Genomic DNA, 11,558 nt, shown 5'->3' with positions numbered 1-11,558 from the left:
CTAGGAACCAGGTAAAAACCAGCTAATTAACGATCGCACCAACCGACTCATGCTGCAACAAACCAGTCAGGATTTTGGCCGGTTGCTCCCCATAGGGCCACGCGAAAGCATGGCGAAAAGCAGCATTTTGACAGGCTTGCAATTGCCGAAAATCAATGATATCCAGAGTCAATAAATTTTCGTATTCAAAGGGCAGCCGCACGTTGTGCAATCCCGCGTTGTCCGTGCAAATCGCAATATCGACACCGGCTTCAAAACAGCGATCGAATACTACCTTCAATTCCCGCATATCTTGCAAGGTTCCAGTTTTCAGATAGGTGGTCGGGCAAACTTCCAAGCATTGACCCCTACGTGCGATTTCGGGCAGCAGTTCGGGATATTTTAATGGAATTTGAATTCCGTGGCCGATTCGCATCAGATAGGGCAGTAATTCGGGATAACAGCCAGATGTTGTTTCGTAGAGGTGGCCGGTTGTTTTGAGGCCGATCGACCTTGCGTACTGATATAATCCGACAAATTCGTCTAAACGCTCGCTAATGCAAGCATCGCCCCCAGCAAAATCGATCGCACAAACATATTCTCCCATCTGTGCAGCCAAATCGACGATCGCCCGATTCACTTCATAGGGTAAACGCGAGTGCATACACAAAATTTGGCTGGTGACAATTGGACAATCGCTAATTTGACTTGCCTTACCCACAACTCGGACAATTTCTGCCATCAAATCAATTCTTGCTGACTGCGACAAATGTTCTGGAGTTCGCAGATAAGGTGTATAACGCAACTCCAAATAAGCCAGATTTTCAAACACGTAAGCGCCCCGCATCAACCGATAGATGAAATAAGGCAGAGTCTCAACAGTTTGAACGCTTTCTACCAGCGTGTGCAGTTCCAAATACTCATCCAGAGTATTGCGCCGACGTGTGTAAAACTCCTCAAACTCCGAGTATTCTTGAAATCGATCGACCATTTCAGCATTGTGGCGATCGAAATACCGCCACAGCACCCTAGGAACCACAGAACCACCCAGATGGCGGTGCAACTCAGCGTGTAAACTCATGGCAAAACAGCCTCAATTTTCTTGATTGTAACAAAAATTAATTAGTCAGTCCTTGTGAGTGAGTTCCCATCCCCCCTTGGGGGGGCAGGGGGTGTTGCCCCAATGCCCCATCCCCCAATACCCAATTCCCAATCCCCCTTGGGGGGGCAGGGGGGGTGGTCCAATCTATCCAAAATCAAAAATCAAAAATTGATTGACATTTGACACATATCCGTAGATAATCGAAGTTTGTGTCAACTAGAACGGAACGCGAAAAACCCTTGGCTAACGTAGTTGTAATCGGCGCCCAGTGGGGCGATGAAGGAAAAGGCAAAATTACCGATTTGCTCAGCAAATCCGCAGATATCGTTGTCCGCTACCAAGGGGGCGTCAACGCCGGTCATACCGTGGTAGTCAACGGTCAAACTTTCAAGCTACATCTGATTCCGTCGGGAATTCTCTACCCCGATACCGAATGTATCATCGGCTGTGGCACGGTCATTGACCCTAAAGTTTTAATTCAAGAATTGGATCAGTTAGAAAAACTCAACATTTCTACTGCCAAGTTGATGATTTCCCAGACTGCTCACGTCACCATGCCCTATCACAGATTAATTGATGTGGCATCGGAAGAACAACGGGGCAATTATAAAATTGGGACAACCGGACGCGGCATTGGCCCTACCTACGCGGATAAGTCCGAACGTACAGGTATTCGGATGCTCGATTTAATGGACTTGGAAGGCTTCCAAGAACAACTGGAATGGACAATTAATCATAAAAATGTCATTCTGGAAAAACTCTACAATTTGCCTCCTCTCAATCCCCAAGATGTGATTGATGAATACCGAGTCTATGCAGAACGTTTGCGCCCCCACGTAGTAGACAGTTCGCTGAAGATTTATGACGGGATTCACACGCGGAAAAATATTCTGTTTGAAGGAGCCCAAGGTACTTTATTAGACTTAGACCACGGCACTTATCCTTACGTTACTTCCAGCAGTCCGATCGCAGGTGGCGCTTGTGTTGGAACTGGAGTTGGGCCCACAGCGATCGATCGCGTTATTGGAGTCGCAAAAGCCTACACCACCCGTGTGGGAGAAGGCCCATTCCCTACCGAAATGGTAGATGGAATTGGAACTGTTTTGGGCGAAAGAGGGGCAGAATTCGGCACTACTACCGGTCGGAAACGCCGTTGTGGTTGGTTCGATGCAGTCATTGGCCGCTACGCCGTTCGCATCAACGGACTTGACTGTCTAGCAATTACTAAACTAGATGTTTTGGATGAATTAGACGAAATCAAAGTCTGCGTTGCTTACGAAATTGACGGCGAACGCTGTGTCGATTTCCCCAAGAGTTCTCGCATTTTTGCTGAGTGCAAACCCATCTATGAAACCCTTCCCGGTTGGAAAAAATCAACGGAAGATTGCCGTACTTTGGCAGATTTGCCCCAGCAAGCGTTGGATTATTTGAAGTTTTTGGCAGATTTGATGGCAGTGCCGATCGCGATCGTTTCTCTTGGTGCTGGTCGCGACCAAACTATCATTGTCGAAGACCCAATTCACGGACCAAAGCGGGGATTATTGTCTGTTGATGGTACACCAGCCTAACGTTGCCTTAAAATATCATTTTGGGTATCAACCAATCATACTCAAAATTTTTGGCAGTCTCGCCGCGACCAACTTAGTTCAGAGTTCCAGCAGATTTAGTGCACTTGACCCACGGCGAGGTCAAGTGTATCCTTATTTACAGGGAGTTAAGTAAATGACTGACGAGGATGAACTGATAGCACGGCTAGAAGTTCACAGAGATATGATTGGATGGCTTATAATGGAGTTAAGCAAAGAAGGAATACAAGCCAAAAGAACAACCGGAAACAATCCCAAAGGTGATATTTTGATAGTCAACCAGCAAGATGTTCCGCAAGTCAAACAGCTACTCCGCAATTTTCAGATAGAATTCAATAGTTAATTTATCAAAACAATAAAAAGTATAAATAATAATGAATGAACCGCATATTGAAATCAAAGCCTGGAAAAACAAAAAAATAGATTCCACAAAAGCTAAGGAAATATGTCAAAAAGGAACTGTGATTGGAGTTATTAGCACAGGGGGAATTACTAAACCAGCTAAGGTTGTATTCGACAAAGCAGATGTAGCTTGGGTAGAAAATTTTCCAGAGAGTAAGTTATTGAATCAGGAAGGTCAGGAGGAAAGCTAATGTTAGACATGATTTTTTATGCCTTCAAAACTAATCAGCCACCGCACTATGTCGGAATGTCTGAAGACGTTTACGAGTGGTTGGCAAAATCAGAATTTTCCAAAATTGGCAAATCTGTCCCCAGAAATATTTTGATAGATGAAGAGGAGGAAAAGCTACCTTTAGTTGAGTTAGATCAAGATATTCGCCAGAAGTTTAGAAATTTTTTCCGCGACGCAATTATCTGCGAAAGCGATACCGTCCTTGCTAAGCTGGGTGATTCCCCTCTCAAAGAAGAATACCAAGCAGAAACGTATCGTCTCAGGAAATTGTTAGACTTGCTGAAGTGTGTGGAAAATGAAAATTATCAGTATCTTCAGAGAGTCCTTTAAAAAGAAGAGTATCAAACAGGAACGTACCGTTTGAGAAAAATGCTGGAATTGCTCAAGTGTGTGGAAAACGAAAACTATCAATACCTTCAGCGAATTTAATTAAGTGCGATCGCACTACCACAAATTTGGTAAAATGTGAAAACAATAAGCCAAAAGTCAGAAAATGGAAATCGCAGTTGAATGTCAAAAGCGAGCTGAAGGCAGCAAGCCCAATGCCCTCCGTCGCTCAGGATTGATTCCCGCCGTACTTTACGGTCATCAAGGATCTGAATCCCTTGCTCTTACTATCCCTGCCAAAGCCGTTGAAACTCTCCTCAAACAGCGCGTTGTCAACAACGTCTTAATTGACCTGAATATTCCAGAAATTTCTTGGAAAGGAAAAACTTTGTTGCGGGAAGTGCAGCGCCATCCTTGGAAAGGTTTTCCCTATCACCTCAGCTTTTTTGCGGTAGGAAGTCAAGACAGCCTCGAAGTTGAGTTGTCCTTGCATTTTGTCGGCGAATCTGTCGGTGTCAAGTTGGGAGGCGGCATCTTGGATACCGTGATGACCCAACTAGCAGTTAAGTGTAAACCTGACAGCATTCCTGATGCCATTGAAGTAGATATTTCTAATTTAAATGTAGGGGATGCACTGCACATTCACGAACTCGTGTTACCCGCAGGAGTAGTAGCTATTGGTGAACCAAATCAGGTGGTTGTCAGCGTACTTGGTACTCAAGCCGGTTCTGAAGATGACTCAGAAGCAGCAACACCAGCAGCTTAATTAGTAATTAGTCATAGTTGCTAACTAATTATTAAACCGATGGCGATCGCTTTTTTACTCAAAAGGCGATCGCTTTTTAATTGCCAAAACCATTAATTTTTGCAAACTGTGATATCGTTTACGGTTGCATCAGAATGATTTAACCGCAGAGAGCGCAGAGGGCACAGAGGAGGAGAAGAGAGAGATGAATACAGGACGATACCAACGGATTTGATATGACAGGGTACTGCCCTGTCCTGACTGATTACCTAATGGCCAATTCCGGGCAGTAGTGATTCGACGCCAGAGTCACGGTAATATCAGTATCCGCCAGAAAACTTTCTTTAGCAATGGGATTTTCCATACTCGCGGCTTCCCCGATCGCTCTTAATTTTAGTTCCGGCAGAGAAACTCCCGATTTTGCCTCCGCACACATTCTTTTAGCTGCTGCAATTTTTTGACCAGGGCGACTTTGAATTGCTTGCAATAAACTATCCGTTGTCGCTGTGGAGTAGCTTTTAGCTAAACGTTTGTAGTCTTCAATAAATTTCCCATCATTCCCAGTAATTTTCACTGTTGGTTCCTGATTAGAACACAACTGATTTAAATTAATCACTTCTCCCGCTGAGTTGACGATAAAACATCCTTCCCGTTCTTGGGCGATCGCACTTTTGGTGTTGCTGACTAGGACTTGAATCAACATCACAGCTATCATCGCACTTAAACGCAAGCTATTTAGCATGATACAGAACTCCTTTGTTAATTTTTAGTTGTTATTTGTTGTTTGTTAGTTTTAAACACTCAAAACTCAACTCAACATTTCGTTATCTATGGATGATTTCACTAACAATAAACATCCGCCACGAGTTACAGGTGCATGAATAGAGTTAGGAAATGAGCGAATATAATCCCCTTGATAACAAACTTCTCCCTCCACCTCTAAATCTCCTTCTAACATAAACACTTCTTCTACTCCAGTGTGTCTATGTAGGGGAAACTTGATTCCCGGTTCTAACCGCATCAAACAGGTAAATTCGCGCTTGTCTCCATCGACATAAAGGTTAGCAAACGAAATACCTGAAACTCTATATTTTCTCCATTTCACATTCTGCGATCGCACAATTACAGAAGGAGTATTGTTTTCAGTAGCAGCAATAACTGGCTGTGAATTAACTTCCTCCGTGGGAGTTGGCGCAAGTTCGGCGATGCGCTGGAACAAACGGTGTTTGAGGTTGGGGGAGACAGGTACGGGAGGGGCTGTATAGGCGATCGCAGCAACCGCAGCCTCAACAGCATCTAATTCAGTTTCAAGTTCGGGAGACTCTTGCAATTTCTCTTTAAGGGCGCGACTTTCTGACTCGTCCATAGTATCGAGAGCTCGCAGCGCTGCAAGGATATTAAATTCCTCATACTCCATGATTTCCATAATTTAAACTATTTCGCTCAAAGCTTGACGCAATTTAGAAATACCTAACCGAATTCGGGTTTTGATAGTACCCACAGGAATGCCCGTCTTAGTAGCGATCGCAGCACAAGTCAATCCTTGATAATAGGCTAATTCAATCGCCTCTCGTTGTTCTGGCGGCAATGCTTCCAGCGCTGCTTTAACCTGTTCGCTCCGTTCTTCTAGTATGGCATCTGCCATCGGTTCTGCCATAGCAGAAATAGGGACTTTCGCATTTTCCAAAGAAGCAACAACCGTCCGAAAATTGCGCTGCAAAACTCGAAGTCTATCCAGAGAACGACTGCGCGTCAGCAGAAACAACCAAGTATCAACTCGACTGCGGGAAACATCATAACTTGATGCTTTTTGCCAAATCTGAGAAAAAACATCTAGTACAACTTCTTCAGCTTCTTCTACCGAACCCAGAATTTTGTAAGCGAGAGCATAACTAGCGCGACCATAGCGATCGTACAGTTTAGCTAAGGCTGTTTGGTCTTTCTGGGCAATCTGCACTAATAGTAGCGATTCATCCCCTGACTTTTGAGCTGTCATTTCAGTGTACCGAAAAAAAATGTGTTTTGACTGCACAGATCCAAAATTAAAAATTCAGCGTATATCACTAAATAACCCAAAGATAATTGTAAGTTTGAAGTTGGGGGGTACAAGCTGGGGTATGCCTTTTCAGGCTAGTTTTACACTGCTTTGAATTATGACATTCCCAATTCATATTGCAGTTTATCACTTCCGCAATCTCAAATCTCAAATCTGTTGACTCCCAGAAAACCCCTGGGCAAATCTGAAAATAGCAATTTTTACAAAACTTAACAAAACCAGATAGATCCAAAATAGCAAAACCTTCGTATACCAGTTAGGTTCGGGTTCTCAGCGTAATGGTGGCGACAGCTATAGCAATCCTAAATCATTTGTGAATTTCTTACTCCCTCCCCTTCATAAGGGGAGGGTTGGGGTGGGGTAAAAAACTTTACGACTCCTGCAAGGATTGCTATATAACTTCGCCAACCCATAACCAATCGAGTTTTTCCCTCAGCCGTGCTACTAAGTTATATCCATACTATCTGTGCAATAAAGGTGATAACTGTGAAACTACCCAAAAACATTCGGCGCACAATACTAGCGATAGAATTAGCTCTAATTGCCGTATTAACCCCAGGGATAATTGCAGCTTCCGATCACGACGACGGCGAAGTAGACATCAAAGGTCGCACAGTCAATTTAACAGACCTGTACGTGTTTCGCGAACAAGACCAGAATTCTGGCGCTGCGGACGGAGATTTAGTATTCATCATGAATTCAAATCCCCGGTCTATAGCTCGCTATCAATATTATTTCAGCACTACGGCTCTTTACCAATTTCACATCACACAGGTTGGTGATGTGAATTCTACCCCCACGGGACGAGCAGATATAATTCTGAGATTGGCATTTAGTCCGCCTAATAATCAAGGTATACAAGCGGCGGCTGTTACCGTGGTTCGTGGCGGTGTAGAAACTACTACTAAGACAACAGTTAATAATAGCTTAATTACCACAACACCGCTCAATTCTAATGCTGTTTTAAATACAGTACCTGTGAGCGGTTCTAACTTGACGGTATTTGCAGGTTTGCGGGAAGATCCGTTCTTCTTTGATGTTGAACAATTTTTCCGAGTGCGGGCTGGGGCTTTGGGCACTGGACCGAAAGTAAGTTTTAAACAACCAAGTCAAGCGATCGACTTTGCGAAAGGTTACAACGTCAATACAATTGCTGTGCGGGTTCCGAAAGCATTTTTGCAAGCAGGAACTGGGGCGAATACCTTTGATGTGTGGTCAACGGTTTCGATCAGGGATGGAGTTGGTGGTTTCAAACAATTTGAGCGCTTGGCTAGACCTGCAATCAATGAAGGTTTGATTGTAACTCCTGGGTTTATGGAGGCATTTAATAATATTTCTCCCAGATTAGATTTGAGTCCTGCTGCGGCTCCGGTGCGCCAGGAAGCTGTTGCGACTCTGAATGCTGTGGATCTTTTGGATGGTAAGGATAACGTCGATCCAAATGCGATCGCAGGAGCTTTTTTACCAGATGTGATGCGGATTGATACGACCAAACCAAGCGGTTATGGTAGCGCGACAAATGCTCAAGGAAGTTTGATCGGGGGTCGGATGCTTTTGGATGATGTGATTGATATCACTCTGGGAGCTTTGGTGGGTTCTCCCGTGGGCGATAACGTTTCTTATGAAGGAACGCCCGGAAATCCGGCTCAGGGACATAAGCCTTTACAACCGAGTTTTCCTTATTTGGCTTTGCCGAATTAGTCCGTTGACAGTTGACAGTTGACAGTTGACAGTTGACAGTTGACAGTTGACAGTTGACAGTTGACAGTTGATGGTAGTCAGCTCTATGAATGTAGGGTGCGTCGCTGTCAGATATTTAGTGAAACTTGCAGATTATAGATGGCGACGCACCTTACCATAATAGAAAATGCTTTTTTTGACCGCAGATGAACGCAGATGAACGCGGATGTATGAAAACAAAAACTGGACTAGGAATTAAATCGGATGTTTTTTGGTTGTGGCTGCTGATAGCAGTTCCTGTGGTTGGTGTTTTGGTGATTAATTTGCCGCCTAATTTACGTTTGATTGCGGATCAGTTTTCCCAAAAAAGTCCGGCAAATCTCGATGCTAATTACCGATATCATTTTTCGGATGTTTTGAGCAATAACCCAAATCAGAAAGATGCTATTCAGCAAGAAATTACTTTTTATCAGCAGCGGCTGGCTGTGGATTCAAAAAGTGGTTTGAACCGGGCTGCATTGGCTGGGGTTTATTTGAAAATGGGTCGGGCTACTGGGGAGGGTGGTTGGTTTTTGTTGGCCCAACAGGCTGCTCAAAGATCGATCGCGGATTTGTCTTTTGATAATAAAGGTGCGCTGTTAGTTTTAGCTAGAATTGCTGAGGCTAGACACGATTTTGCCACTGCTTTGCGTTTGGCTAAACAAGTGGGTTTTGACAATGAGGATGCGATCGCCCTTTCAGTCACATCTCACTTAGCAATGGGAAAAGTCAAGGAGGCGAATGCAGCAGCAGAAGCCTTAGTCAAACGGCTTCCCAACTTGGGCTCTCTGACTTTGAGGGCTTTGGTGAGGGAATCTCAAGGTAGAGATGCGGAGGTTTTGCAGGATTACAAACAAGCTTTGGCCCTGGAGGAACCAGGAGAAGTGGCGGGTTCGGCGCGTACCCGATCGCTCTTGGGTCGATTTTACAGCCGTCGTGGGCAGTTTGTGCAGGCGAAAGCGCTGTTTTTGGAAACTTTGCGGTTGCTACCTCGATACCCGCTAGCGTTGATTTACATGGCGGATTTAGAAGTGCGACAAGGCAATTATCGGGAAGCAGAAAGTTATTACAGCAAGGTTTCTGCTTATTCGGGAGGGGCTGCGACGATCTACGATCGCCTTGTCGATCGCGGTATGGCGAGAGTAAAACAGTTACAAGGAGATGCGATCGCCTCCCAAAAACTCCTCGACAAAGCAGAGGCTACGCTACGACAGGAACAGGTTTCTGGAGTTGGCGGTTTCGGGCACCGCCGGGATTTGGCGAGTTTGCTACTAGAAAAAGGTCGATCGCAGGATGTGACAGAAGCATTAGCCTTAATGCAAGCAGAAGTAAAAATCCGGCGCGATGCTGCGACGCTGGATACCTTAGCCTGGGCGCTTTCGGGCGCTGGGGAGTGGCAAAAAGCCGAGGATGTGATGGCCCAAATAGTGCGATCGGGCATTCGAGATGCCGCTATGTTCGATCGGGCGGGTGCGATCGCCCTTAAATTAGGCAAAAATCGTGAATCTCGCGCCTATTTCCAAACAGCCAAAGAAATCGACCCTACCTTCAAAAGGCGATCGAGTCAAGCATTAAGTTTAGGAAACGATCAATTGTGAGACCAATCAGAATTATCCTCTCTCCTCTCTTCCTCTGCGCTCTCTGTGTCCTCTGCGGTTCAATCATCTAAAAAAAATATTTATGCAAAACAGATCAAAGCGATCCCAAAAACTCTTCATCCTATTTTTCCTAACACTTTCAATATTACTAACAACCTCAACCAATCCAGCTTACTCACACTGGGCAGATTTATCAGTAGCAGAAATAGTAATCAACGATTACCAAACCGAAATAACCCTAACATTCCCAACCGGCTTAACAAAATTTGCAGACGACAACCAAGACAATCAGCTACAACCCGCTGAAATTCGCAACCACCAAGCACAACTTGAAAAATTTTTCAGCCAAAATATCACCATCAAAAATCCTAGCAAAATTCCCGGAAAACTAGCAGTAAAACCGCTAGAAATAGCAGCCAAAACAGCCACATTAATTCAGCAGCCTAATAGCCACAGCACTTTATTTTTAGACTATACATGGCCCACAACATCTCAAACATCTCAACCTAAATTACCTACTTCAAACTTAATTAACAAAAATAAATCTTTGATTAATTATCATCTATTTTTACCAGGAATAAACACAGCTAGCTGTCAAGCAACAATTGTCCAAGCAGGCACGGTTAAAAGTTTTGTATTCACACCACAAAATCGAGAATTTTTAGTAACACAAAATGAATCAACTTGGGATGAAACTTGGAGTTGGCTGTTAGCCTTAGCCGGAGCATTTGCTTGGGGAGCCATGCACGCGATGTCACCTGGACACGGAAAAACCATTGTTGGTGCTTATTTGGTAGGTGCGCGGGCTACTCCCCTACACGCTGTATTTTTAGCAGCAACTACTACAATTACTCACACAGCGGGCGTGTTTGCTGTGGGCGGAATTACTCTGTTTGCTTCTCATTTAATTAATCCAGAAAAGCTGAATGCTTGGTTGAATTTAATCTCTGGGTTTTTGGTGGCTTTAATTGGCTTCAAGCTACTTATGGAAAGAACAAAAAATAAGTTTCCACTGAGTACGAGCTTCCTCAAATATTTCAATAATAAAAAATTTAATCAAAACTGGGGTGTCAGGAATAAAGTGCTGACCCTGAACTATGAAGAACCAGTTAATCTTTTAAACAGGGGAACTTGGGAGAGAGAATTTAAGCCTGTTAAATCAGAGATAAATCATCATTATCACCATCATGGAGACGGCCGCGTTCACTCACATTTGCCACCAGGAGCTGACGGTTCTCCTGTTACTTGGAAAAGCTTATTAGCCTTGGGCATTTCTGGCGGTTTGTTGCCTTGTCCTTCGGCGTTGGTGATGCTGTTGAGTGCCTCAGCTTTGGGTAGTGTGGGTTTGGGCATGACTCTGGTGGTAGCATTTAGTTTGGGGTTGGCTTTGGTTTTGACTGCGATCGGCTTAATCTTAGTTTATGCGAAAGGGAAGTTTGATAAGTTACCAAAACAACCGGCGGTAGTGAAGATTTTACCTGGGATGAGTGCGATGTTGGTCTTGTTGTTGGGTTTGGGAATTACGGGACAGGCAATGTTGCAGATATTCGCTGCGAATTAATTATTTTAAGTAGAAGGAAGAAGAACCCCCCCCTGCCCCCCCCTAGGGGGGAAATTCAGGAATCAGGAATCAGGAAGAAGAACCCCCCCTGCCCCCCCCTAGGGGGGAAATTCAGGAATCAGGAATCAGGAAGAAGAACCCCCCCCTGCCCCCCCCTAGGGGGGAAATTCAGGAATCAGGAATCAGGAAGAAGAACCCCCCCCTGCCCCCCCCTAGGGGGGAAATTCAGGAATCAGGAATCAGGAAGAAGA

At 44.5% G+C, this 11,558-nt stretch carries 12 protein-coding genes; 8 read left to right on the top strand and 4 right to left on the bottom strand.

The features are described 5' to 3' along the window. Window positions 1-22 precede the first annotated feature (22 nt). Complete coding sequence (locus tag ACBR23_RS16480; RefSeq protein WP_371116653.1) at window positions 23-1,060, bottom strand: adenosine deaminase; 1,038 nt, start codon at window positions 1,058-1,060, stop codon at window positions 23-25. 260 nt (window positions 1,061-1,320) lie between these two features. On the opposite strand from ACBR23_RS16480, the gene ACBR23_RS16475 reads away from it, so the two are divergent. The 5 genes from ACBR23_RS16475 to ACBR23_RS16455 all read left to right on the top strand — a co-directional run bounded on the left by ACBR23_RS16475 (window position 1,321) and on the right by ACBR23_RS16455 (window position 4,394). Continuing rightward, a complete protein-coding gene (locus ACBR23_RS16475) occupies window positions 1,321-2,649 on the top strand; it encodes an adenylosuccinate synthase (RefSeq protein ID WP_371116664.1) in 1,329 nt (442 codons plus the stop codon). Window positions 2,650-2,803: 154 nt separating this feature from the next. Then, on the top strand, window positions 2,804-3,010 hold the full coding sequence (locus tag ACBR23_RS16470) for a hypothetical protein (RefSeq protein ID WP_371116654.1): 207 nt from the start codon (window positions 2,804-2,806) through the stop codon (window positions 3,008-3,010). A 31-nt stretch (window positions 3,011-3,041) separates the two neighbouring features. Then, window positions 3,042-3,260 carry a hypothetical protein gene (locus tag ACBR23_RS16465; protein WP_341738781.1) on the top strand — a complete coding sequence of 73 codons (219 nt, stop codon included), beginning with the start codon at window positions 3,042-3,044 and terminating at the stop codon, window positions 3,258-3,260. Then, window positions 3,260-3,631, top strand: coding sequence for a hypothetical protein (locus ACBR23_RS16460; RefSeq protein WP_341738780.1), 372 nt, complete (start codon window positions 3,260-3,262; stop codon window positions 3,629-3,631). Before ACBR23_RS16465 ends, ACBR23_RS16460 begins: the two co-directional genes overlap by 1 nt. A gap of 163 nt (window positions 3,632-3,794) precedes the next feature. Beyond that, a complete protein-coding gene (locus ACBR23_RS16455; RefSeq protein WP_341738779.1) occupies window positions 3,795-4,394 on the top strand; it encodes a 50S ribosomal protein L25/general stress protein Ctc in 600 nt (199 codons plus the stop codon). A gap of 244 nt (window positions 4,395-4,638) precedes the next feature. Here ACBR23_RS16455 and ACBR23_RS16450 read toward each other — a convergent pair whose 3' ends face one another. The 3 genes from ACBR23_RS16450 to ACBR23_RS16440 form a co-directional block, all read right to left on the bottom strand. Next, window positions 4,639-5,115: a hypothetical protein gene (locus ACBR23_RS16450; protein WP_371119989.1), complete on the bottom strand. Its 477-nt coding sequence runs from the start codon at window positions 5,113-5,115 to the stop codon at window positions 4,639-4,641. Between the two features lie 66 nt (window positions 5,116-5,181). Further along, complete coding sequence (locus ACBR23_RS16445; protein WP_371119990.1) at window positions 5,182-5,799, bottom strand: cupin domain-containing protein; 618 nt, start codon at window positions 5,797-5,799, stop codon at window positions 5,182-5,184. A gap of 3 nt (window positions 5,800-5,802) precedes the next feature. Further along, on the bottom strand, window positions 5,803-6,369 hold the full coding sequence (locus tag ACBR23_RS16440) for a sigma-70 family RNA polymerase sigma factor (RefSeq protein WP_371119991.1): 567 nt from the start codon (window positions 6,367-6,369) through the stop codon (window positions 5,803-5,805). 546 nt (window positions 6,370-6,915) lie between these two features. On the opposite strand from ACBR23_RS16440, the gene ACBR23_RS16435 reads away from it, so the two are divergent. The 3 genes from ACBR23_RS16435 to ACBR23_RS16425 all read left to right on the top strand — a co-directional run bounded on the left by ACBR23_RS16435 (window position 6,916) and on the right by ACBR23_RS16425 (window position 11,307). Further along, on the top strand, window positions 6,916-8,130 hold the full coding sequence (locus ACBR23_RS16435) for a DUF4331 domain-containing protein (RefSeq protein WP_341738775.1): 1,215 nt from the start codon (window positions 6,916-6,918) through the stop codon (window positions 8,128-8,130). A gap of 209 nt (window positions 8,131-8,339) precedes the next feature. Beyond that, window positions 8,340-9,746, top strand: a complete 1,407-nt coding sequence (locus ACBR23_RS16430) for a tetratricopeptide repeat protein (RefSeq protein ID WP_371119992.1) — start codon at window positions 8,340-8,342, stop codon at window positions 9,744-9,746. Window positions 9,747-9,828: 82 nt separating this feature from the next. Beyond that, window positions 9,829-11,307: a nickel/cobalt transporter gene (locus tag ACBR23_RS16425; protein ID WP_371119993.1), complete on the top strand. Its 1,479-nt coding sequence runs from the start codon at window positions 9,829-9,831 to the stop codon at window positions 11,305-11,307. Window positions 11,308-11,558 lie beyond the last annotated feature (251 nt).

The organism is Microcoleus sp., from assembly GCF_041354475.1.
Lineage (GTDB): Bacteria > Cyanobacteriota > Cyanobacteriia > Cyanobacteriales > Microcoleaceae > Microcoleus.
Note: the sequence above shows the minus strand (reverse complement) of the source record. Positions and strands in the feature narration are given on the sequence as shown.